General features: G+C 34.4%; 22 protein-coding genes, 1 tRNA gene and 1 riboswitch. Of the genes, 16 read left to right on the forward strand and 7 right to left on the reverse strand.

Annotated features, from left to right (window positions below):
• Positions 1-86: 86 nt before the first annotated feature.
• Together nusA and rimP are read right to left on the reverse strand one after the other, a co-directional pair.
• Positions 87-1,340, reverse strand: a complete 1,254-nt coding sequence (gene nusA / locus ACNQGN_RS05200) for a transcription termination factor NusA (RefSeq protein WP_143385956.1) — start codon at positions 1,338-1,340, stop codon at positions 87-89.
• Positions 1,341-1,353: 13 nt separating this feature from the next.
• On the reverse strand, positions 1,354-1,818 hold the full coding sequence (gene rimP / locus ACNQGN_RS05205) for a ribosome assembly cofactor RimP (RefSeq protein WP_417986851.1): 465 nt from the start codon (positions 1,816-1,818) through the stop codon (positions 1,354-1,356).
• Positions 1,819-1,994: 176 nt separating this feature from the next.
• Here rimP and ACNQGN_RS05210 point away from each other — a divergent pair, with 176 nt between their 5' ends.
• On the forward strand, positions 1,995-2,819 hold the full coding sequence (locus tag ACNQGN_RS05210) for a universal stress protein (protein WP_417986788.1): 825 nt from the start codon (positions 1,995-1,997) through the stop codon (positions 2,817-2,819).
• A gap of 138 nt (positions 2,820-2,957) precedes the next feature.
• Here the strand turns inward: ACNQGN_RS05210 and ACNQGN_RS05215 are convergent.
• A tRNA-Gln gene (locus tag ACNQGN_RS05215) sits at positions 2,958-3,028 on the reverse strand.
• A gap of 247 nt (positions 3,029-3,275) precedes the next feature.
• On the opposite strand from ACNQGN_RS05215, the gene ACNQGN_RS05220 reads away from it, so the two are divergent.
• Both ACNQGN_RS05220 and ACNQGN_RS05225 read left to right on the forward strand, forming a co-directional pair.
• A complete protein-coding gene (locus tag ACNQGN_RS05220) occupies positions 3,276-6,551 on the forward strand; it encodes a glycosyltransferase family 117 protein (RefSeq protein WP_417986789.1) in 3,276 nt (1,091 codons plus the stop codon).
• Between the two features lie 84 nt (positions 6,552-6,635).
• Complete coding sequence (locus ACNQGN_RS05225) at positions 6,636-7,289, forward strand: polysaccharide deacetylase family protein (protein WP_417986790.1); 654 nt, start codon at positions 6,636-6,638, stop codon at positions 7,287-7,289.
• Positions 7,290-7,297: 8 nt separating this feature from the next.
• On the opposite strand, the gene ACNQGN_RS05230 is transcribed toward ACNQGN_RS05225, so the two are convergent.
• The 3 genes from ACNQGN_RS05230 to ACNQGN_RS05240 form a co-directional block, all read right to left on the reverse strand.
• Positions 7,298-7,594, reverse strand: coding sequence for a thioredoxin family protein (locus ACNQGN_RS05230; RefSeq protein WP_039108730.1), 297 nt, complete (start codon positions 7,592-7,594; stop codon positions 7,298-7,300).
• A 73-nt stretch (positions 7,595-7,667) separates the two neighbouring features.
• Positions 7,668-8,903 carry a metallophosphoesterase gene (locus tag ACNQGN_RS05235; RefSeq protein WP_417986791.1) on the reverse strand — a complete coding sequence of 412 codons (1,236 nt, stop codon included), beginning with the start codon at positions 8,901-8,903 and terminating at the stop codon, positions 7,668-7,670.
• Positions 8,904-9,273: 370 nt separating this feature from the next.
• Positions 9,274-10,773 carry an autotransporter outer membrane beta-barrel domain-containing protein gene (locus tag ACNQGN_RS05240; protein WP_417986792.1) on the reverse strand — a complete coding sequence of 500 codons (1,500 nt, stop codon included), beginning with the start codon at positions 10,771-10,773 and terminating at the stop codon, positions 9,274-9,276.
• Positions 10,774-11,141: 368 nt separating this feature from the next.
• Here ACNQGN_RS05240 and polA point away from each other — a divergent pair, with 368 nt between their 5' ends.
• Entirely contained in the window at positions 11,142-13,982 is a 2,841-nt protein-coding gene (polA, locus tag ACNQGN_RS05245) for a DNA polymerase I (protein ID WP_417986793.1), read from the forward strand.
• A 217-nt stretch (positions 13,983-14,199) separates the two neighbouring features.
• Here the strand turns inward: polA and ACNQGN_RS05250 are convergent, their stop codons facing one another.
• Positions 14,200-15,225 carry a LacI family DNA-binding transcriptional regulator gene (locus ACNQGN_RS05250; RefSeq protein ID WP_417986794.1) on the reverse strand — a complete coding sequence of 342 codons (1,026 nt, stop codon included), beginning with the start codon at positions 15,223-15,225 and terminating at the stop codon, positions 14,200-14,202.
• Positions 15,226-15,571: 346 nt separating this feature from the next.
• On the opposite strand from ACNQGN_RS05250, the gene rplM reads away from it, so the two are divergent.
• The 12 genes from rplM (at position 15,572) to ACNQGN_RS05310 (ending at position 24,879) form a co-directional block, all read left to right on the forward strand.
• On the forward strand, positions 15,572-16,027 hold the full coding sequence (gene rplM / locus ACNQGN_RS05255; RefSeq protein WP_073204674.1) for a 50S ribosomal protein L13: 456 nt from the start codon (positions 15,572-15,574) through the stop codon (positions 16,025-16,027).
• On the forward strand, positions 16,027-16,413 hold the full coding sequence (gene rpsI / locus ACNQGN_RS05260) for a 30S ribosomal protein S9 (protein ID WP_066080508.1): 387 nt from the start codon (positions 16,027-16,029) through the stop codon (positions 16,411-16,413). The genes rplM and rpsI overlap by 1 nt, the downstream gene beginning before the upstream one ends.
• Before the next feature lie 174 nt (positions 16,414-16,587).
• Entirely contained in the window at positions 16,588-17,385 is a 798-nt protein-coding gene (gene rpsB / locus ACNQGN_RS05265) for a 30S ribosomal protein S2 (protein WP_417986795.1), read from the forward strand.
• A 134-nt stretch (positions 17,386-17,519) separates the two neighbouring features.
• Complete coding sequence (tsf, locus tag ACNQGN_RS05270; protein ID WP_417986796.1) at positions 17,520-18,344, forward strand: translation elongation factor Ts; 825 nt, start codon at positions 17,520-17,522, stop codon at positions 18,342-18,344.
• 130 nt (positions 18,345-18,474) lie between these two features.
• Positions 18,475-19,128 carry a queuosine precursor transporter gene (locus tag ACNQGN_RS05275; protein WP_417986797.1) on the forward strand — a complete coding sequence of 218 codons (654 nt, stop codon included), beginning with the start codon at positions 18,475-18,477 and terminating at the stop codon, positions 19,126-19,128.
• 2 nt (positions 19,129-19,130) lie between these two features.
• Entirely contained in the window at positions 19,131-19,691 is a 561-nt protein-coding gene (locus ACNQGN_RS05280) for a DNA-3-methyladenine glycosylase I (protein WP_417986798.1), read from the forward strand.
• A gap of 90 nt (positions 19,692-19,781) precedes the next feature.
• Positions 19,782-19,877, forward strand: a riboswitch (TPP riboswitch).
• A 64-nt stretch (positions 19,878-19,941) separates the two neighbouring features.
• The gene (gene thiS / locus ACNQGN_RS05285) at positions 19,942-20,148 is read left to right on the forward strand and encodes a sulfur carrier protein ThiS (protein ID WP_417986799.1); all 207 of its coding nucleotides are present in this window, start codon (positions 19,942-19,944) and stop codon (positions 20,146-20,148) included.
• A gap of 185 nt (positions 20,149-20,333) precedes the next feature.
• Positions 20,334-22,157 carry a phosphomethylpyrimidine synthase ThiC gene (thiC, locus tag ACNQGN_RS05290; protein ID WP_417986800.1) on the forward strand — a complete coding sequence of 608 codons (1,824 nt, stop codon included), beginning with the start codon at positions 20,334-20,336 and terminating at the stop codon, positions 22,155-22,157.
• 6 nt (positions 22,158-22,163) lie between these two features.
• Positions 22,164-22,763 carry a thiamine phosphate synthase gene (locus tag ACNQGN_RS05295; protein ID WP_417986801.1) on the forward strand — a complete coding sequence of 200 codons (600 nt, stop codon included), beginning with the start codon at positions 22,164-22,166 and terminating at the stop codon, positions 22,761-22,763.
• On the forward strand, positions 22,736-23,491 hold the full coding sequence (locus ACNQGN_RS05300) for a hydroxymethylpyrimidine/phosphomethylpyrimidine kinase (RefSeq protein WP_417986802.1): 756 nt from the start codon (positions 22,736-22,738) through the stop codon (positions 23,489-23,491). The genes ACNQGN_RS05295 and ACNQGN_RS05300 overlap by 28 nt, the downstream gene beginning before the upstream one ends.
• Positions 23,484-24,122, forward strand: a complete 639-nt coding sequence (locus ACNQGN_RS05305; protein ID WP_417986803.1) for a thiamine phosphate synthase — start codon at positions 23,484-23,486, stop codon at positions 24,120-24,122. The genes ACNQGN_RS05300 and ACNQGN_RS05305 overlap by 8 nt, the downstream gene beginning before the upstream one ends.
• Entirely contained in the window at positions 24,103-24,879 is a 777-nt protein-coding gene (locus ACNQGN_RS05310; RefSeq protein WP_417986804.1) for a thiazole synthase, read from the forward strand. Before ACNQGN_RS05305 ends, ACNQGN_RS05310 begins: the two co-directional genes overlap by 20 nt.

Here is a 24,879-nt window from a genome sequence, read left to right on the forward strand (position 1 = left end):
ATTACCTTTTTTGTTGTTCCTCACTCTAACCCTTTCCTAAGAAAAGGAATGCGAAAGTGGAATATTTATTTTGCTAGAAGAAATGACTAACTGTCAAATTCTTCTTTCAGTATTCTCATTACATCCAGAATCGTTTCCTCTTCTAGGTCTGTTCTTCTTACCAAATCTTCTACATCTTGTTTTAAAATACTTTTTGCAGTATCTAAACCAATTTTTGCAAATTCTTCAATAACCCAGTCTTCAATTTCATCTGAAAACTCAGTTAATTCAACATCATCCTCATCAGCAGTTGCCCCGGCTACATCACCCTCACGGATAACATCTAATTCATAGCCCGTTAATAAACCTGCTAATTTGATATTATGCCCACCACGACCAATTGCTTTGGAAACTTCTTCAAGCTTCAAGAAAACCTCTGCTCTTTTAGTATCTTCATTAATTTTAATCGAAGAAACTTTCGCAGGGCTTAATGCACGGGTGATATACAATTGAATGTTGCTGGTATAATTAATAACATCAATATTCTCGTTTCCTAATTCACGGACAATTCCATGAATACGAGAACCTTTCATACCTACACAAGCTCCAACTGGATCAATTCTATCGTCATAAGAATCTACAGCTACTTTTGCTTTTTCACCTGGAATCCTTACTACTTTTTTAACCATAATCAAACCGTCAAATACTTCTGGAATTTCTTGTTCAAATAATTTTTCCAAAAACTTCTCAGAAGTTCTAGACATAATAATTTGAGGTTTATTTCCTTTTAATTCAACGCTTTCAATTATTCCTCTTACATTATCTCCTTTGCGGAAAAAATCAGAAGGTATTTGCTTTTCTTTTGGTAAAATAATTTCATTTCCTTCATCATCAACCAAAATAACAACTCTAGGTCGTACATGGTGCACTTCCGCTGTATAAATATCACCTATTAAATCTTTAAATTGCTTGTAAAGATTCGTATTGTCATGTTCGTGAATTTTCGAAATTAAGTTTTGACGCAAGGCCAAAATAGCTCTTCTCCCTAAATCAATTAATTTTACCTCTTCAGAAACTTCTTCGCCAATTTCAAAATCAGCTTCAATCTTTCTAGCTTCTGTCAAAGTAATCTCTTCGTTTTCAAAATCTAGATCCTCGTCTGCAACGATCACTCTTCTTCTCCAAATTTCCATATCTCCCTTATCAGGATTTATAATAATATCGAAATTATCGTCTGAACCGTATTTTTTTTTCAATGCATTTCTAAATACATCTTCTAAAATTGCCATAAGCGTTACACGATCAATAAGTTTATCATCTTTAAACTCTGAGAATGAATCGATTAATGCTAAATTTTCCATGCGAATTCTTTAATTAAAATGTTACTGTAACAATTGCTTCTTTAATGTCTCCGTAAGGCAGTTTAAGTTCTTTTTGAACTGTTTCCTTTCCTTTTCCTATCTTTTTAGGCTCTCTTGCTTTCCATGACAAAATTACAAAATCATCATTAGCTTCCACTAATTCTGCTTCAATTATTTCTGCCCCAGTCTTTACAATCAATGTACGCCCTATATTTTTCTTGTACTGTCTTACTAATTTCAATGGCGACCCAACCCCTACCGAAGCTACCTCTAAAGAATAATCTTGTTCCTCCCGATCCAAATTATTATCTATAAAACGACTCACATCGATACAATCCTGAAGTGCGACTCCATTATCTCCATCTAAAGCCACAATAACCTTGAAAGCATCAGTGACAGTAAGGTCTATCAAAAAAATTGATGGCTTTTCTAAAAGGCATTCTGCCAATAACGTATTTACTTTTTCTTTAAATGTCATATTTTTATAAAAAGAGGGGACATTTAGTCCCCTCATTATCTAGATTTTAATAAATAACGGTGCAAATATAGTGTTTTTTTTTATTAATTAAAATAAACGATTGCTGTTAATATATTTCTTATCTTTAATGTAGCATTAAAATAACTGTTTTTTACATAATTTAATACTTTTTAATTATGAAACGAATTTTAGTACCAACCGATTTTTCAGAACACGCCGAGGACGCCTTGAAAGTAGCCGCACAAATTGCAAAAAAAAACAATTGCGAAATATTCTTACTGCATATGCTGGAATTACCAAGCCAGATGAGCGACGCTATTTCTGGTGGGAGCGGCATTCCAGAAGTAATGTTATTTATAAAAAAAGCAAACGAAACCTTTCAAAAAATCAAAGAACGTCCTTATTTAAATGGCATTTCAGTTAGCGAAACTGTTCACTTTGAAAGAGCATCGGATGGCATATTATCATTCTGTAAAAAAAACAAAATTGACTTAATTATTATGGGTTCCCATGGATCTTCCGGAATTGAAGAAATGCTAATCGGCTCCAATACTGAAAAAGTAGTGCGCCTTTCAGACATACCGGTTTTGGTCATTAAAAAAGATATCGGCAAATTTGAGGCTAGAAATCTCGTTTTCGCATCTGATTTTTCGCAAGAAATAAAAAAACCATTTAAAAAAATGATTGAATTTGCTAAAATCTTTGATGCAAATTTATTTTTAGTAATGATTTGCACTCCTAATAGTTTCAAAACAACCCTAGCTGCCGAAAAGACAATGAGTGCTTTTATTGCGGACTTTGACATTCAGAATTATTCCTTCCATATTTTCAACGATGTGAATGTCGAAAACGGAATACTTAATTTTTCAAATACAATTAATGCAGATATAATTGGACTTTGCACACATGGCAGAACTGGATTAGCCCATTTTTTTAACGGAAGCATTAGTGAGGACTTGGTAAACCATACCGTTAAGCCCGTAATTACTTTTAAAATTTGATTTTTAGTTCTTAATACTAGCCTTAGAACAACAACAATCTCCCAAAATCATCAACGGAATTACTACTTAAGACCTATCGTTATAAGGCCTGGATCGCACGTATAAAAAAAGCCTCTCAAAAAATTGAGAGGCTTTACGTTGGTCTACAAGGACTCGAACCTTGAAAGACTGCACCAAAAACAGTTGTGTTACCATTACACCATAGACCAGCATTGCTTTTGTTAAGCGAGTGCAAATTTAATACAAATTTTAATTTGTACAAATTTTTAAGCGCTTTTTATTCAAAAAAAAATCATAAAAAATTTCAACCACCCTTTAAAATTCAGAAAAAGACTAAAAACCAGACCATTACCCGACCCCATTTGTTTTTTAGAAAATTTTGTTAATGCTCGTATCATTACATAAAAAAACATTTTCTTTGTAACTCAAAATTTAACTACAATTTAGCACTGAAATATGGCAACATTCAATTTCAATAAATGGAATACGATTATAGGTTGGTTTACATTTGGAATCGCATTAGTAACATACACGCTCACAGTTGAACCCACAATGAGTTTCTGGGATTGCGGAGAATATATTGCCACAGCAGCAAAATTAGAAGTTGGACACCCTCCTGGAGCACCTTTATTTCAAATGATTGGCGCCTTTTTCGCAATGTTTGCTTCGGATGACCAACATGTTGCATTAATGGTCAATATGATGTCCGTTTTCTCAAGTGCCTTTACTATATTATTTATGTACTGGTCTTCAACAATTTTATTAAAAAAGCTAATTTCTCGATTTTCTGAAACAAATACAAACAACGACATTGTTATTTTAGGAAGCTCATTAGTAGGCACGTTAGCCTATACTTTTTCTGATAGTTTTTGGTTTAATGCAGTAGAAGCAGAAGTTTACGCCATGGCTTCTTTACTAATTTCCCTGCTTTTTTGGTTAGGTTTACGTTGGGAACAAGACATGGAAACACCCAGAGGAAACAAATGGTTGTTAATAATTTCACTAATTATCGGACTTACTTTCGGAGTGCATTTTATGGCTTTATTAACAATTCCTGCGATTGGTTTTCTTTATTATTTCAAACATTATAAAGTTGTTACCGTTAAAAATTTCATTATCGCAAACATAGTAGTTATAGCCATTTTACTGTTTATTTTTAAACTACTACTTCCTTTGACAATGGCCTTTTTTGGTAAAACCGAGGTTTTTATGGTCAACAATTTAGGACTACCCTTCGATTCAGGGACTATTTTTGTTGGACTATTGTTCATCGCCTTCTTTTACTTTGGTTTAAAATACACCAAACAAAAGGGCTTGATTTTCTACAATACAATAATACTTTGCATCTTATTTATTTTAATTGGTTTCTCTACTTGGATGATGTTACCGATCAGAGCAAATGCCAATACGGTAATAAATGAAAACAAACCTTCCGATGCCCGTGAAGTTTTAGCCTACTATAACAGAGAACAATACGGTGTTAATCCATTGTTCTATGGACCTCAATATACAGAAACCTTTGCTGGTTTAGATAAAGATAATCCTTATCTAGATAAAGCTCCCAACTATGAAAGAGATTACAAAATAGGAAAATATGTCATTGTAAATAATTTCAAAAATGCAGAACAAAATAGCGACGATAATCAAAAAACTATCTTACCTAGAATGTGGAGTACTGAGCATATAGAGAACTATATGAATTTTACCAATCCTCCCGAATTTAAAATAAATCCGGATTACCCTTACGAAGATGACTTAGGCAAATATGGCATTGACCCAAGCCAACTAAGCGAAGAAGATTACAATAAAGCCATTGCTCAGTTGAGAAATGAAGTCGAAAAAACAGTAACTGAGTTTAGACAGGCTTACGCTCAAAAACAAATAGACAATGGAGGTTATGTTTCTTTCTTGAAAAGCTACGGAGATTACCTCATCATAGAAAAGCCATCAACGGTTGACAATTTTAGTTTTATGTTCGAATACCAATTTGGTTATATGTATTGGAGGTATTTGATGTGGAACTTTGTTGGACGCCAAAGCGACGTACAAGGAAAATACGATAATTTAGACGGCAATTGGATTAGCGGAATAAAATTTATGGATAGCCTGCATTTAGGCTCACAAGAAAATTTACCATCAGATGTACTGAACAATAAGGGCAGAAATGTCTATTTCTTCTTGCCTTTTATTCTAGGCCTTATTGGTTTGATGTATCATGCCAATAAAGATTTAAAGAGTTTTTATGTTTTGTTAGTCTTGTTTTTATTTACTGGCCTCGCCCTAAAAATTTACTTAAACGAACGACCTTTTGAACCTCGTGAACGAGATTATGCCTTAGTAGGTTCTTTCTATGTATTTGCAATATGGATAGGATTTGGAGTGTATGCACTATACGAAAGTGCCTGTAAGTATTTAGCTCCAAAAATAGCAGGACCAGTATTAATAGTAGCCAGTTTATTAGCTGCTCCGGTTCTTATGGCTGCTCAAAACTGGGATGACCATGATCGTTCTGATAGATATACAGCTGTTGCAATGGCAAAAGCATATCTTACTTCATGTGATCCAAATGCAATACTGTTTACCATTGGAGACAATGATACTTTTCCCCTTTGGTACGCTCAGGAAATTGAAAAAATAAGAACTGATGTTAAAATCGTAAATACAAGTCTTTTCATGACCGATTGGTATATAGACCAAATGAAAACCAAAACATACGAATCAGACCCTTTACCTATTTCGTTTATACACGATGAATATGTAGGAGACAAACTGGATTATGTAGCTCATATTCCAAAAGTGGAAAGCAGATGGGAAGTAAAAGACTTTATAAGTTTTATTAAAAACCCAAAATCTACTGTTGAAATGCAAAATGGGCAAACTATTCATTTCTACCCAACGAATAAACTCAGAATTCCTGTCGACAAAAATATTATTATCAAGAACAAAGTAGTTTCTGCAAAATACAATGATTCAATTGTTCCCTACATTGATATTGACATCAAAGGAAATGCATTATATAAAAACAGATTAATGATGCTTGACATTGTAGCCAACAACAACTGGAAAAGACCTATTTACTTTAGTGGTGGCGCCTTTGACAATGAAGATTATTTATGGATGAAAGATTACCTACAGTTAGACGGAATGGTTTATAAATTAGTTCCTTTAAAAACCAAAATGGGCAAAGATGACAATCAAATGGAAATGGGACAGATAGATGCCGACAAAATGTATTCGAACGTTATGAAATGGGATTGGGGAAATAGTGAAAGCTTAACTATTTATCATGATCCTGAAACCAGAAGAAATAGTATTACGTACCGAATGAATCTTGCTCGATTAATGAACCAGTTAATCGCTGAAGGAAAGAAAGACAAGGCCAAAAACATTATCGATTTAGCCATGACAAAAATGCCACTGGATAAGTTTGGTTATTATTCACTTGTTGAACCGTTTACCAAAGGATATTATGCCATTGGTGAAAAAGCAAAAGCTCAGCAACTGTTAGAAAAATTGATGACAAAATACAAGGAAAATCTTAATTACTACGCAAATCTTAATGCCGTAGATCAAACTGACATTGCAGTGGATATAATAACAGATATTGAACGTTACAGAGGCTTACTTGTCGTAATGAAAGAAAGTGGCGATTCAACTTTTTACAATAAAAATAAAATAATATTCAACACGTATATTAAAATGTTTGAGCGTTTTGGCCGTGAAAAAGAGTAATTGAACACTAAAATTTGACTATAAGAAAATGTGGCGATATTGAAAAATGTCGCTATTTTTTTTTTTACTTTTAAATAAAAAAAAATGAACTTTTACTGGATAAAAACAAATCAGATTATTAAGCAAATATTCTCAAATTTCATTTGGGACATACCCAATACTGAAAACAAAGTTTACCTCACCTTTGACGATGGGCCTATTCCAGAAATCACAGAATGGGTTTTAGAAGAGCTAAGAAAACACAACTCAAAAGCAACTTTTTTCTGTATAGGAGATAATATTAACAAACATCCTGAACTATTCAAAAAAGTAATTAGTGAAGGTCATGCGATAGGGAATCACACCTATAAGCACCTTAATGGCTGGAAAACAGCAACGCAGGATTATTTAGTGAACACAGAGTTATGCCAGGAAATGATTTACAAACATTCTGAAGTTTCTAATTTAAAACCTAAACTCTTTCGTCCTCCTTATGGCAAGATAAAAACATCTCAATCTAAACAAATACGAAAATTAGGATACCAAATAATAATGTGGGATGTTCTAAGTGCTGATTTCGATCAAAACTTATCCAAGGAAGCTTGCTTGGAAAATGTACTTTCAAACGTAAAATCAGGAAGCATAATTGTATTTCATGACAGCATAAAAGCCTTCAAAAACTTAGAATATGCACTTCCCAGAACTTTAGCTTATCTAAATGAAAACAACTTTATTTGCGATGTTATAAAACAGAAATAGGGACAATACTAAAATTGCTCTTGAACAATACTAATAATAGTGTTAGCATCTAATTCTCCGGATTGTCTCCAAATCATTAAACCCTCTTTGTAAATCATAAGCGTAGGAAGACCTTTTATTCGTAAAGCTTCCGCTAATTCTTGATTTTTATCAACATCTATCTTAATTACTTTTGCCTTATCACCAAGTGCTGCAGCAACATCTCTAATAACAGGATGCATTGAAACAGAAGATTCGTTCCAATCCGTATAAAAGTCGATTAACACAGGAATTTGTGTATTTATAAGTTCTCCAAATTTTGACATAAAACCAAAAATTTAATTTTATAAATTTACTAAAAAAAGATAATTATTCTACAAATGTAACATTTTAAACGAATTAAGCCACATCCTTAGCTTTTTTTAGTTCGATGACAGTAATTTCGGGCATTATTCCGACCCTTCCAGGATAAGCATGAAAGCCAAACCCTCTATTTACATAAACATACCTGCCTACATTTTCATATAAACCCGCCCATTGCTTGTAAACATACTGCGCCAAACTCCATTTGAAATAACCTGGAATTTCTATTCCAAATTGCATTCCATGTGTGTGACCTGAAAGTGTTAAGTGAAAATGTTTATCATGATGCTGTACTTCATGCTCCCAATGCGAAGGATCATGACTCATCAAAATTTTAAAATCTTCTTTTTTTACATATTGAGAAGCTTTGTTTATATCTCCTGCTTTCTTAAAATTATGACCCCAATTTTCTACACCAATTAAAGCTATTTTATCATCCCCTTTTTCAATAAAAGTGTGTTCGTTTAACAACAGTTTAAAATCAATTTCACCATATAAATTTTTTATGGCTTGAAAATTATCTTCCTTATCCTTTTCTGTAGGCCAGGTTACATACTCCCCATAATCATGATTCCCCAAAACCGAATATTTTCCATACTCATGTCTTTTTATTCTGTTGAACGTTTCAATCCAAGGATGCATTTCTTTAGCGTCTGTATTTACAATATCACCAGTAAACAAAATCATATCTGAATTTTGTTCATTCACTAAATCTATCGCATAATTTATTTTCTCTGGATTATCAAAACTTCCGCTATGAACATCTGATATTTGAGTAATCGTAAAACCATCAAACGCATCAGGTAAATCCGGAAAAAAGATCTGTTGTTTGATTACTTTATAATTGTATTTACCAATAGTCACTCCGTAGATTAATGATAAAAAAGGGACTGCTGCCAATCCTAACCCAATCTGACTGACAAATTTCCTTCTTGAAGCAAAAAAAGCTACATTATCATTCTTATCTATAAAATAATTTACGGAACCCGCTCCAATTCTAAAAATATCTTCTCCAAGCAACACGAGAGTCAAAATTAATTTTGGGACGTATACTATAAGTAACAAACCCATTGTAACCATCATTTGTCTGGTTTGACCTACGCTTCTATCAAATTGATATAAGGAAAAAATGATGTATGCTAAAACTAGTATACTTATAAGTTGAAATGAAATCAGTACCCACTTTAATTTTATTAAAGTCTTTAATACCTGAAAAGTATAAAACTCAATAATAAGAAGGACGAGACATAATAATAGTATGCGAAGAATCATTTTGTAAAATTTTAGACAAAATAACAAATTAAGAAAACACCATGAGTTTTTATTAATCAAAATTTAACTAAAACCACACCAAATTTATTACCAATACCATTTTCTTCATAAAAAAAAGAGACTACCCTCTATTGTTTTTCGGATAGCCTCTTAGTTTTAGTAGGCACTTAAAATATTGCTTCTAATTCAAAAACAGTAATTGGAAACAAACATGCGATTAGTAGAACAAAACGTAAAAAATTAATTAAAATTTAACGGACTTAAAGTAGGCATCGTTTTCAATCTACAAGAAGATCGTCGCCATTGTAATAATAATCCATTTAATCATGACCTTGAAAAATCAAATAAAAGTGGTGTTTACAGTTCAACATTAATATAATGACAAATTTAACGAAACAGTCAACATAGAGCCCGAACCAGCAAAACGTTCTGCCCAAATTTCGACATAATCATTTGTTGATAATTCAACCGTTGCAACTAATGGGATAGCCAAAACATCATTTGATGAATTTGACCTAACATATACCTTTGACTGGTTGACAACTGTACCGTTTTTAGCAACATAGACGATATAGGTCGTGTTATCTGCTGAAGATTGAAATGAAAGTGCACCATTTGCGGTAAAATAACGTTTCTTTTTGCCTAAATATTTTAATCTGTTATTTTGTGAATCCGTTGAAAATCTAAATAAATTATTAGAAGTAGTGTTTCCTGCAAGTTTAGTTTTAACACTACCTCCTGAAAAAGTAGTTGAAGCACCAGAACCCACGGCATAGTCAAAATTCACATCTCCCACTGCCACACCATCCCCTTCATTCGGCACTCCTCCAGATCTAACCGTCCATCTATCATTAAAATTATAGCCCGTATAACTGCCTACTGTATACCCTTTAACATATTGTCCCGTTGTAAGTGTACCAGTAAAAACAACCGATTCCACTACCGCATCTCCTGTAATTGTCGGATTACTGGAAACATCAATACCAATACCAGCTCCGTATACTTCACTAAATCCCCCAGTTTTTTCAACTAAACCAAAAGTTCCTTGAAATGCTTCATACGTTCCTGAATTATTCCCAAACCAAGCTGCATTACTTAATAATACTTTACTAATATCTTTATACACTATTCCAGTAGTATTTCCTAAAAACTGTACAATACTTACAAAGGCTAATGCAAAATTTTCTATCTTACCTACATTAGAAGAACTCGCGACAATACAATCCCTTAAAACTAAACTTTGTGTTTGGGTCCCCCCTGCTATAGACCCTGTGCCTATAACGTTAACAACATTACCGCTTGTTGCTGTCAAAGTTAACACCTTAACAGAACCTCCTGTAGTACCCGTAAAAAGATCCCCAGACGCCTTAATCAATTTATCTTCCCCTGCGTCCATACCGATAAGATAAGCATTATTCAATTCTATAGGCAAATCAACATTAACGATACCGTTGATTTCATACAGGGTGTTAGTATCCAAAAGGTACTTGGCACCTCCGCCAGCAGTCTTTTCAGCAGCTAAAACAGTCGCTAAAACATCAGTAGATCTAATGATTTTGAATTTTAGTCTCCCATTACCCTCGCTACTAATCTTATTCCAGGATGACAAAGTTGAATTGTAATGACAAAAAGATTTTAGATCTGTATCGTACACTATAAGACCATCAGCAGGAGATGCAATAGCGGTCCGTTGAAGTGTAGTCATCCTAGGCGTCAACATCCCTTGTGTGGTAGAATACACATCCAAAACAGAACTTACATTTGGAGTAACAGTTCCAATTCCCACTTGGCCAAACATATTTGTCGTTATTATCATGAAAAATAATAGGGAGGCTTGCAAAACCATTTTTGCAGAGTAATTTTTTTTCATAATACACGAATTAAAAGATTAAATATAAAGAACATCATTGAGCAATACTTCATCTAGTAAATTTACGTAATATCACGTTTAAATGCATATTTAATCGATTAAATGCATTCAATTTATTACTATGCATTTATTATCTTACAAAATATATTTTGAAATATTCGCCAATTTAATATAAGTAATCATTTTCTCTCAGATAATAATAGTTATGTAAATACCTCTTCAAAAAAATTCTCTATCAAGTAATTTTTATACCGCATTTTTTTGCCTTCACAAAATAAATTAAGCCACGAATTCTAAGAAATATTTCAAACTGCCTGTTCTTTATCTAACAAGTTTTGTACTTTTGAAAACTTTACAAAAACACACTTATGTCACAACAAAAACGATTGTTCCTTCTCGATGCTTATGCTTTAATCTTTCGTGGCTACTATGCTTTTATAAAAAATCCTCGAATCAATTCTAAAGGAATGGATACATCAGCAATTATGGGATTCATGAATTCCTTAATGGATGTAATAAAAAGAGAAAGACCAGATCACCTGGCAGTTGCTTTTGACAATGGCGGAAGTCAATTGAGAAATGATATTTTCCCGGAATATAAAGCCCATCGTGATGCAACTCCCGAAGCTATAAAAATTGCCATTCCATATATACAAGATTTATTGAAGGCCATGCACATTCCAATTATTGAAGTCAAAGGTTATGAAGCTGATGATTTAATTGGAACGATTGCTAAGCAAGCCGAAAAACAGAATTACAAAGTCTTTATGGTAACGCCTGATAAGGATTTCGCACAACTGGTTTCCGAAAATATTTTCATGTACAAACCTGCCCGAATGGGAAATGGAATTGAAATTTGGGGAATTCCTGAAGTATTAGAAAAGTTCGAAATCGAAAGACCTGATCAGGTAATTGATTTTCTTGGAATGATGGGTGACACAGCCGATAATATTCCAGGATTACCTGGTGTAGGCGAAGTTACTGCAAAGAAGCTACTAAAAGAATTTGGAACAATGGAAAACCTTTTGGCAAATACTGATAAGCTAAAAGGAAAAATGAAAGAAAACATAGAAGCCAACAAAGAAAAAGGATTATTATCTAAAACTTTGGCCACTATACTTTTGGATTGCCCAGTTATTTTTGACGAAACCGATTACGAATTGTCAACTCCTGATGTTGAAAAAACGGATGCACTTTTCAATGAATTGGAATTTCGCAGAATGGCCGAACAATTTGATGCCATATTTAAAAAAGGAGGAACAACAACGGCCAACAAACCGGTTGATGAAGCCAAATTATATAAAAAGCCACAACCAAAAAACGAAGAACAATTTGATCTTTTTGGCAGTACGATTCCATCTGAAACTTCGGAAGAAACGCGTCATCAATATTACAACTCATTAGAAAATACCGAACATTCCTATCAGATTATCCAAGGTGATTTAGGTCTGAAATTATTGTTGCAAAATTTACAAAACCAACCTGCTGTTTGTTTTGACACCGAAACAACAGGATTAGATGCTTTACATGCTGAATTGGTTGGAATCGCGTTCTCCTATGAAAAAGGGAAAGGATTTTATGTTCCATTTCCAGAAAACCAAGAAGAAGCACAAACTTTAATCAAAAAATTTATTCCTTTTTTTGAGAGTAAATCTATTGAAAAAATTGGACAGAATTTAAAATACGATTTAAAAATTCTTTCTAATTACGATATTAAAGTAGAAGGAAAATTATTCGACACCATGATTGCACATTATCTTATTAATCCAGATATGCGTCATAACATGGATATTTTAGCGGAAACTTATTTGAAATACTCCCCAAAATCTATTGAAAATTTAATTGGAAAAAAAGGCAAAAACCAGAAACCCATGCGTGAAGTTGAACTGGAAGAAATTAAGGAATATGCCGTTGAAGATGCCGATGTCACTTTACAACTGAAAGAAATTTTTACTCTGGAATTAGACAAAACGGGCACCAAAAAGCTTTTTGACGAAATCGAAATTCCGTTAGTAAAAGTCTTGGCAGATATGGAAAAGGAAGGGATACGTGTGGATGTTGATTTCTTGAAATCCCTTTCAAAAACATTAGATGACGATATTAAAGCTTTAGAAAAAAGCATTTACGAAACTGCGGGCGAGAAATTCAATTTGGCTTCTCCAAAACAATTGGGAGATATATTATTCGATAAATTAAAAATTGGAGGACTTAAACAAAAGAAAACCAAAACAGGCCAATATGCCACCGGAGAGGAAATCTTGAGTTATTTAGCTACCGATTATCCAATTGTCAAAGACATTCTCGACTGGCGTCAGTTTATAAAACTGCAAAACACCTACATTGATGCTTTACCAAACCAAGTTGACAAAATTACGAAGCGAATACATACCGATTATATGCAAACTGTGGCAGCAACCGGTCGTTTGAGCTCTAATAATCCAAACTTACAGAACATTCCTATTCGCACCGAACGTGGTCGACAAATCAGAAAAGCATTTGTCGCAAAAGACGAAGATCACACTATCGTTTCTGCCGATTACTCTCAAATAGAACTTCGTATTATTGCAGCATTAAGCGGTGAAGAAAATATGATTGCCGCCTTTAAGAATCACGAAGATATTCACAGATCAACCGCTTCGAAAGTGTTCAATGTTCCACTGGACGAAGTAACAAGAGAACAACGAAGCCATGCAAAAACAGTAAATTTCGGCATTATTTATGGCGTTTCAGCTTTTGGTTTGAGCAATCAAACATCCTTATCAAGAAGCGAAAGCGCGGCTTTGATTGAAGCATATTATCAAACATATCCCCGATTAAAATCGTACATCCAAGAGCAGATTGAATATGCCAGAGAAAATGGCTATGTTCAGACTATTTTAGGTCGACGTCGCTATTTAAAAGACATCAATTCAGCCAATGCAGTAGTCCGTGGTGCTTCTGAAAGAAATGCAGTAAATGCTCCAATACAAGGAAGTGCTGCCGATATTATCAAAATAGCTATGATTAACATTCATAAAAAACTAACATCCGAAAACTGGAAAAGTAAAATGCTATTGCAGGTGCATGATGAGCTTGTCTTTGATGTGCACAATAGTGAACTCGAAAAAATCAAACCAATGATAAAACACGAAATGGAAAATGCCTTTAAACTTGACGTACCTTTAGATGTCGATTTAGGCGCCGGTAAAGACTGGCTGTCAGCACATTAAATACACTTACTTCAGCGAAATCACATTAAAAACTATAAAACTCCCTTTACAAGTAATTTGCAAAGGGAGTTTCTATTTAAATAGTTTGTAGTAAAAATGAGATATTGTTAAAATTAGAATTTTCAATGAGACACCTTTTTACAATTTTCTGCCGGCAGATTATATAGTGCCTTAACAGCTCATTCTTTCAATCATTTGTAAAAAAAAGGATTTTTAACTACACTTTCCTCGTTGACTCTCTTTCTTTCAACTTTGTCTTTATCACAACCGTTTCGTAAGGAAGATCCTCTTCTTTCGATTCTAATCTATCTATAAGAAGTTTGGCTGCTACTTCACCTATTTCTATACCATGCTGACTTACGGTAGTTAAACTTGGAGACAATCTTCTGGAAGCAAGTATCCCATCCGCAAATCCTATAATAGAAATTTCTTCCGGCACTTTATACCCTTTTTTAATAGCAATACGTAATGCAGCTACAGAATCGTTTTCATCCAAAGCAAATATTCCATCAATTTTATTATTATCAAAAACGGCTTTAATCCTATCTTTCAAATCGTCCTCAGAATCTGTTCGGATAATTAAACTTTCATTTACAGGTATATTATTTTTCTCCAATGCCTTAAGATATCCCTCAGCTCTTAACTTCCCAACACTTAAATTATCCACAGAGGAAAATAAAGCAATATTTTTACAACCCAAATCTATCAAACGCTGTGTAGAATTTAAAGCCGAATCGAAATCATCAACTATTACTTTATCACATTCTACGCCTTCAGCAATTCTATCAAACATAACTATAGGAGTACCATCGTTAATAATTTCTTTGAAATGATTGTATTCATGAAGTTTTTGGGCTTCTTCTGAAACAGACAAAATAAATCCGTCAATAGTTCCATTACTTAACATTTCAAGAGTATGTGCTTCTTTTTCTAAGGATTCATTAGAGATACACATTATTACATTATATCCTTTTTTATCAGCAATTTTTTCAATTCCGCTAAATACCTTCGCAAAAAAAGAATTCAAAATATTAGGAATAATTACCCCAATCGTTTTTGTTTTTCTGTTCTTAAGATTTAAACCAATAATATTTGGTTTATAATTTTTGAGTTTTGCGTATTCTTTGATTTTAATTTTTGTTAATTCACTAATTTCAGGACTATCATTAAGTGCTTTTGAAACTGTAGAAACAGAAACATTTAGTTCTTTTGCAATTTGTTTTAAAGTTGCTTTAGCTTTCATAGGTCGGAATTTATTGCTTTTTAATGATTATAAAAAAAAAGGCCAATTTAAAATAGATTTATAATTGTGTTTCTTAAACAAAATAGTTATTTCGTAATGCAAAAACTGCGTTTACAAAAGTGGAATATACAAATTTTATTTGACAACAAATGTAATACAATTATTGAAAGACCTATTATAAGTACAATTCGAAAAAAACATATCTTAAATTTAATCTAAATATACATTTGATTATCAGAGCAAAAACAAGGAAAAAATAATCATTTAAGCTATTTGTATTTAAAATAATTAATTGTACTTTTGCAACCCCTTTATCGGGGATGGAATGTTTAATTAAAAAAATATTATGGACGCATTAAGCTACAAGACACAATCAGCAAGCAAAGCCACAGTTACAAAAGAGTGGATTGTTGTAGATGCTGATGGTCATAACTTAGGTCGTCTTGCTTCAAAAGTCGCTATGATTTTGAGAGGTAAGTACAAACCAAGTTACACACCACACGTGGACTGCGGAGATAACGTAATCGTTATCAACTCAGAAAAAATTAACCTTACAGGTAACAAAATGGATGAAAAAACATACATCCGTCACACTGGTTACCCAGGAGGTCAAAGAACTTTAACTGCTAAAGTATTGCAAGCTAAGAATCCTGCATTACTAGTTGAAAAAGCAATAAAAGGGATGTTACCTAAAAATAAATTAGGGGCTGAACTTTTTAGAAATTTAAATGTTGTTGTAGGATCAGAGCACAAACAAGGCGCTCAAAAACCTAAAACAGTTAACCTTAACGATCTTAAGTAATGGGAGTTATTCACAAAATCGGTAGAAGAAAAACCGCTGTTGCACGTGTTTACGTTTCAGAAGGAACAGGAGTAATCACTGTAAACAAAAAAGCATTCGAAACATACTTCCCAACTGCAACTTTACAGTACAAAGTGTTACAACCTATGTCTATGACAGAAAATGTAAGCAACTTTGACGTAAAAGTTAATGTTTACGGTGGTGGTTCAACTGGTCAAGCAGAGGCTGTAAGAATGGCATTAGCACGTGTTATGTGTGAAGTAAATGCTGAAAACAGAGCTATCTTGAAACCAGAAGGTTTATTGACAAGAGATCCAAGAATGGTTGAACGTAAGAAATTCGGTCAGAAGAAAGCTCGTAAGAGATTCCAATTCTCTAAACGTTAATATTACCTGTCTTGTTCAAATCGGACAAGACATCGTTCATTTATTATTGAATTTAAAAAACAAAGTTGTTGTTGCTCTCCTACCGAGGTAGGAAATAGTTTAGCATCTAAATGTATAAAGCCGAGAAATCGCCATTTATTCATTGCTAATCAACAGAACGTAAACTAGAACAAAATGGCAAACAAAGTAGAAGTAAAAGAATTACTAGAAGCAGGTGTTCACTTCGGACACATGACTAGAAAATGGGATCCAAATATGGCTCCTTACATTTATATGGAGCGTAATGGTATTCACATTATCAATCTATATAAAACTGCAGCAAAAATCGAAGAAGCTAATGAAGCTTTGAAAAAAATCGCTGCATCAGGTAGAAAAATATTATTCGTTGCTACCAAAAAACAAGCAAAAGATATCGTTGCTGAAAAAGCAAAAGCTGCAAACATGCCTTACATCACTGAAAGATGGCCTGGTGGAATGCTAACTAACTTCGTAACTATCCGTAAAGCTGTTAAAAAAATGGCTACTATTGATAAGATGAAGAAAGATGGTACATTCATGACCCTTTCTAAAAAAGAGCGTTTACAAGTTGATCGTCTTCGTGCTAAATTAGAGAAAAATTTAGGTTCAATCGCTGACATGTCTAGACTACCAGCTGCATTGTTCGTAGTTGATATCAAAGCGGAACATATCGCAATAAAAGAAGCTCAAAAATTAAACATTCCAGTTTTCGCAATGGTGGATACAAATTCTGACCCAAGAGAGGTTGAATACGTAATCCCATCTAACGATGATGCTTCTAAATCAATTGATAAAATTTTATCTTTAGTTACGGCTGCAATTGTTGAAGGACTTTCTGATAGAGGTTCTGACAAAGAAGGTGAAGCTACTGCTGAAGTTGTTGCTCCTGCTGCTGAAGCTGTAGAAGCTGCTCCTGCTGTAGAAGCGGCTGCTCCAACTGCAACTGAAGAATAAATAAACACTTAAATTCCAAGTTTTAAATTCCTCTCCATAAAAAATTAGAAACCTAAAGTTGATAATTTAATAAAATTGGAAATTGGATTTAACACTTGGAATTTTTTACTTTTAACCTTAAAAAATAATACAACATGGCAACAATTACTGCTGCAGACGTAAATAAATTAAGAACAATCACTGGTGCAGGAATGATGGACTGCAAAAAAGCTTTGGTTGAAGCAGACGGAGATTTTGATTTAGCGATCGAAAACTTACGTAAAAAAGGACAAAAAGTAGCTGCAAACCGTTCTGATAGAGAATCTACAGAAGGTGCTGCAATTGCTGTTGTAAATACTGACAAAACTGCTGGTGTTGTTATCACATTGAATTGTGAGACTGACTTCGTAGGAATGAATGAAAGCTTTGTAAAAATGGCTACTGAAATGGCTAATTTAGCATTGAATTTTGACAACAAAGAATCATTTTTAGCAGCTGACTTCAATGGAGTAACCGTTGCTGATAAATTAATCGAACAAACTGGAGTTATCGGTGAAAAACTAGAAATTAGAACTTTCGAAAAATTAGAAGGTGCTTTTATCGGATCTTACATTCACTCTGGAAACAAAATCGCTACTTTAGTTGCTTTATCTTCAAAAATAGAAGGTGCTGATGAAGTAGCAAGAAACATCGCTATGCAGGCTGCTGCTATGTCACCTATCGCATTAGACGAAAGTGGTGTTGACGCAGAAACTATCGAAAAAGAAATAGAAATAGCTAAAGATATCCTACGTCAAGAAGGAAAACCAGAAGCAATGCTAGACAATATCGCTAAAGGTAAATTAGCTCGTTTCTTTAAAGATAACACTTTAGTAAACCAAGATTACATTAAAGACAATAAAATGAGCGTTGCTGCTTATGCTAAATCTTTAGATAAAGATCTTATCGTTACCGGTTTCAAAAGAGCTGCATTAGGATAATCTAATTTTTAGATTTCATAAAATATTAAATCCCATTTTGTTGTAAAACAAGATGGGATTTTTTTATTATATAATTCTCGCTTTGGTAAAAAACAAATAAAATACTAAATTTGAGTACTAATTATTTCTTATGTTTAAAACCAAAAAAGAGCTTGTATTTGTTATCCTGGCCGGAATCTTTATTACCAATGCTGTCACAGCAGAATTAATCGGAGGAAAACTGATACAAATTGGCCCATTTGTAATGAGTATCGGCATTTTACCTTGGCCAATCGTTTTTTTAACAACAGATTTAATCAATGAATACTTTGGAGAAAAAGGTGTTAAAAGACTATCCTTAATCACGGCTTGTTTGATTGCTTATGCTTTTATCATTTTACTTTTGGCGATAAGCATTCCAGCTGCTAAAGGCATAAGCCCGGTTAATGACGATCAATTTTATGCTGTTTTTGGGCAAAGTATGTGGATTATTGTTGGAAGTATCACTGCCTTTCTAATTTCACAATTGATTGATGTAACCGTTTTTTGGTTCTTTAAAAACCGCACAGGAAATAAAAAAATATGGCTGAGAGCGACAGGTTCCACCATAATTTCCCAGTTATTCGATTCCTTTATTGTGTTAGGAATTGCATTTTGGTTACCAGGAAAAATCAACTTTAACACCTTTATAAGTTCGGCCCTAACAGGCTATACATTTAAATTAGGAATAGCAATTTTACTGACCCCTTTAATCTATTTGGGACACTATATAATAAAGAAATACTTATCAGAAGAAATCAAATAATTATGGAAGATAAAAGAAGATGTAAATGGTGTGTTGGAATTGATATTTACGAAAAATACCATGATGAAGAATGGGGAGTTCCCGTATATGATGATCAAAAATTATTTGAATTCTTAATCTTGGAAACCTTTCAAGCTGGATTAAGTTGGATTACAATCTTGAAAAAGAGAGAAAACTTCCGATTAGCTTTTGATGATTTTGACTATAAAAAAGTTTCGGCTTATACAGAAGATAAAATTCAGGAATTACTTCAAGATGCGGGAATCATTCGGAATCAATTAAAAATTCGCGCTGCAGTTTCTAATGCAATTGCTTTTATGAAAGTACAGGATGAATTTGGCAGTTTTAGCAAATATATTTGGGAATTCACTGAAGGAAAACCAATAAACAACAAGCGGCAAACGCTAAAAGAAGTTCCGGCCACCACTCCCCTTTCTGATGCTATTAGCAAAAATCTAAAAAAACGCGGGTTTAAATTTGTGGGCTCAACCGTAGTTTACGCGCATATGCAAGCGACTGGAATGGTTGACGATCACATAGAAGATTGCTGGAAAAAGCAGTAACTTTTAAAAATCAATAACAAAACAGATTCGAAAAGTTTTATTTTTTTTTAAAATTTCAGAATTCTGTATTAAATAATATCCTACTTTTGTCCCACACTTTAGGGGTGTCTACACATTGTAGGCTGAGAATTACCCTCTGAACCTGATCTAGTTCATACTAGCGTAGGGAAAAGTAAGATGACTTCCGCGCACATTTTATGTGCCCTTGCAGCCATTCCTAAAGTATAACTATATACTAAACTCAAAAGGAATGGAGCTGAAAATCAACAATCAAAAAAAACAATTTGCAACTAACAGTCTAACTGTTCAGGAACTTCTTGACTTGGAAATTCCTGTCAAACAAAACGGAATTGCCCTAGCGATTAATAACACCGTTATTCCAAAATCTGACTGGAACTTCCATCCTATAAAAGAAACCGACAACATTCTCATCATTTCAGCGACTCAAGGAGGTTAATTGGGCTGCTCAGGCGAGCTATCCTTCCCACGCCACCCGAGGAAAAACCATAAAAAAAGTCTTCGTCAAGCTTCCGATCCGGTCGCTTTTCTAATCCTTGTTTGCATTTGGCTTTCCTCTTTACGCCGTTCCACTGCTAACCCTAGTACAACACAAGCATTCACAGAACATTAAACTTCAAACCAATGAATAACGAAGAAAAAATCTCAAGAACTCCTTTTCCCAATTCTACAAAAATATACGTAGAAGGAACTATTCATCCCATAAAAGTAGCGATGCGCGAAATCGCATTGGCAGACACCAAATTATCCAATGGCCGAATAGAAAAAAATCCTCCGGTAACGGTTTACGACACTTCCGGTCCTTTCACCGATCCAAATATCGAAATTAACATCCGAAAAGGATTGCCTCGCATTCGTGAACAATGGATTTTGGATCGCCATGACGTCGAAGAATTAACTGAAATATCTTCTGAATATGGAAAAAAGCGTTTGAATGACGAAAAACTAAACGACCTACGTTTTGAATATTTACACAAACCTATGCGTGCCAAAAAAGGAGCTAATGTGTCCCAATTATATTACGCAAAACAAGGAATCATCACCCCGGAAATGGAATACATTGCCATTCGTGAAAACCAACGTCTGGAGTTAATACACGAGCAAACAAAAGCAATGCAATGCCAGCACTCTGGTAATAGCTACGGAGCGAATACTCCAAAAACCAAAATAACACCTGAATTTGTACGCAGTGAAGTAGCCAGAGGCCGTGCTATTATTCCAAACAATATCAACCATCCAGAAAGCGAACCAATGATTGTGGGACGTAATTTTTTGGTGAAAATTAATGCTAACATTGGAAATAGCGCTGTAACGTCCACTATAGAAGAGGAAGTAGAAAAAGCAGTTTGGGCTTGTCGTTGGGGAGCTGATACGATTATGGATTTATCAACTGGAAAAAACATTCACGAAACAAGAGAATGGATCATCCGAAATTCACCTGTTCCGATTGGAACTGTCCCGATCTATCAAGCTTTGGAAAAAGTAAATGGCATTGCCGAAGATTTAACTTGGGAAGTCTATCGAGATACTTTAATCGAACAGGCAGAACAAGGTGTTTCCTATTTTACTATTCACGCTGGAGTGCTACTGCGTTACATTCATTTGACTGCAGAACGTGTTACTGGAATTGTTTCTCGCGGTGGTTCCATCATGGCCAAATGGTGTTTGTTTCACCACAAAGAAAACTTTCTATATACCCATTTTGAAGAAATTTGTGAAATAATGAAACAATATGATGTGGCATTTTCATTAGGCGACGGTTTACGCCCGGGATCTATTGCCGACGCAAATGATGCTGCACAATTTGCTGAATTAGAAACCTTAGGCGAACTAACAAAAATTGCATGGAAACACGATGTTCAAGTATTTATTGAAGGTCCTGGACACGTACCAATGCACATGATTAAGGAAAATATGGAAAAACAATTAGAACATTGTGATGAAGCTCCTTTTTATACTTTAGGACCACTAACCACTGATATTGCACCCGGTTACGATCACATTACCTCCGCCATTGGTGCGGCTATGATTGGTTGGTACGGATGTGCCATGTTGTGCTATGTTACACCAAAAGAGCACCTTGGACTGCCCAACAAAAAAGACGTAAAAGACGGTGTCATTACGTATAAAATCGCTGCTCATGCCGCTGATTTAGCCAAGGGACATCCAGGATCACAATACCGTGACAATGCATTGAGCAAAGCTCGTTTTGAATTCCGTTGGGAAGATCAATTCAACTTGTCATTAGACCCCGACACTGCTCGTGAATTCCATGATGAAACATTACCGGCAGACGGAGCCAAAGTAGCTCATTTTTGTTCGATGTGCGGGCCAAAATTCTGTTCTATGAAAATTTCTCAGGAAATACGTGATGTGGCTGAAGCAGAGAAAGGCATGAAAGAGAAGTCACAAGAATTTGTAGAAAGCGGCAAAGAGATCTATAGCTAAAAACAAATGATAGTTATATCCAATCCTACTACTTTTAAAAATGAAATCAAATTCATTCATTCGCTTTTCAGTGAGGAGTTGTTATTGTTTCACGTCAGAAAACCTTTCTTTACTGAAGATGAAATGAAAACATATTTATTTGAAATAGGATCGGAATATAACAATCGATTGATTTTACATCATCACCATCAATTAGCACAAGATTTTGGAATTACTCGTATTCATTTTACAGAAAAAATGAGAAACGAAACCTTAGAAGAACGTCTGAAAAAATGGAAAGAACGAGCGTTTAAACTCTCAACATCCATTCACAATATGGCTGCTTTTGAAAAACTATCCAATGCTTTTGATTATGCCTTTTTGGGACCAGTTTTCGAAAGCATTTCAAAACCAAATTACGTTTCAAATCTTGACTTTAGAATGGAACTGAAACAGCGAAAGAACAATAAAACTGCATTGGTTGCAGTAGGCGGAATTACACCAGAGAAAATCAAAACTGCATTAGAATATGGCTTTGATGACGTGGCACTTTTAGGAACCATTTGGAACAGTAATAATCCAATAGAAAATTTTAAATTATGCCAAAAAATAGACCTTTCGTATTAACCATTGCTGGGTTCGATCCCTCAGGAGGTGCAGGAATTTTGGCGGATGCGAAAACATTCGAGCAACATCGCGTTTATGGTTTTGCAATCAATACTGGCAATACCATCCAAACTGAAAACGAGTTCTTCGAAATGCAATGGACTGACTTGACTTTTGTTTTAAAATCAGTGGAAAAATTATTCCACCACTATAGCATCAAAGCAGTAAAAATTGGAATTATCCCTTCATTGGATTATTTAAAAGAAATTGTTTTACTTGTCAAAAAGCTTTCGCCTCAAACAAAAATAATTTGGGATACGGTCCTAAAATCCAGTACCGAATTTGATTTTATAAACATTAAAAATCAAACTATTTTAATTGAAATATTGAAAGAAATAAATTTAATAACGCCCAATTATAATGAGATCTTACAACTGTCTTCAAGAGAAAAAAATCCAGTACTGATTGCGCTGCAACTTTCAAAATATTGTCCTACTTTACTCAAAGGAGGCCATAATCCATTTGCAGTTGGTATAGATTATTTATACACCGGAAATGAAATCTTCAGGCTTGCTCCAAATGACACTCTGACTAGCGAAAAGCATGGTTCCGGCTGTGTATTATCATCGTCCATTACAGCGAACATCGCTTTAGAACAAGACCTGAAAACAGCTTGCTGTAATGCAAAAAAATATATAGAAACCTACTTACAATCCAATCAAACTAAACTAGGATACCATTATGTATAATAAATTACAATACATTTCGCAGGGAAAAACAATTGACGCGCAATTATACAACATCCATCAGGCTTTGGACAACGGTTGCGACTGGATTCAAATGCGATTCAAAACTAACAATATTCACGACGCCTATACTTTGGCGGAAGCAGTGAAAATAATATGCAGTGAATATCTCGCCAATTTCATCGTCAATGACAATGTACAATTAGCACAACAAATCGCAGCAGATGGAGTACATCTAGGCTTGAATGACATGAGTATTCAGGAAGCACGAAATATTTTAGGCACAACAAAAATTATTGGGGCTACAGCAAACACTTTTGAAGAAATTCTAAACAAAACAGTCGAAGGATGCGACTATATCGGACTAGGTCCATTCCGTTTTACAAAGACCAAACAAAATTTAAGTCCTATCCTTGGAATAGAAGGATATCGAACTATCCTCGAAAAAATTAAAGAACACAATCTTGCGATTCCTGTTTATGCGATTGGAGGCATCAAACTTGATGATGTCGAACCTTTATTAGAAACCGGTATTCACGGTATTGCGGTTTCCGGCTTAATTACAAAAAGCCAGAATCCTATGCACCTTATTAATCAGTTAAACGAAAAATTATATGCCAACGTCAATATTTAAAATAGGAGATAAAATCTTCAATTCCCGATTGTTTTTAGGCACAGGAAAATTCGGTTCCAATCAACAGATGGAAGAAGCTATTTTAGCATCAGGAAGTGAACTAGTAACTGTTGCGTTAAAACGTGTGGATTTAGAAACCGAAACAGATGCCATTTTAGCACATCTGAAACATCCACAAATTAATCTTTTACCCAACACCTCTGGCGCTCGAAATGCTAAAGAAGCCATTTTTGCAGCACAATTGGCTCGGGAAGCATTAGAAACCAATTGGCTCAAACTCGAAATTCATCCCGATCCAAAATATTTAATGCCGGATGCAATAGAAACCTTAAAAGCTACGGAAGAACTTGCTAAGTTGGGATTTATCGTTTTACCTTACATTCATGCAGATCCAGTTTTATGCAAACGCTTGGAAGATGTGGGAACTGCCGCAGTAATGCCTTTGGGCTCTCCTATTGGCAGTAACAAGGGATTAAAAACCATCGATTTTTTAGAAATCATTATCGAACAAAGCAGAGTTCCAGTAATTATTGACGCTGGAATTGGCGCGCCATCAGACGCTGCAAAAGCGATGGAGCTCGGTGCAGACGCTGTTTTAGTAAATACTGCTATTGCCGTTGCGGGGAATCCAAAATTGATGGCAGAGGCTTTTAGAGAAGCCGTAATTGCAGGAAGAAAAGCCTATGAAGCACAATTGGCGCAAAAGATAAACGGAGCGATGGCTTCCAGCCCTTTGACAGCATTTTTATTCGAATAA

The organism is Flavobacterium rhamnosi (assembly GCF_048286515.1).
Lineage (GTDB): Bacteria > Bacteroidota > Bacteroidia > Flavobacteriales > Flavobacteriaceae > Flavobacterium.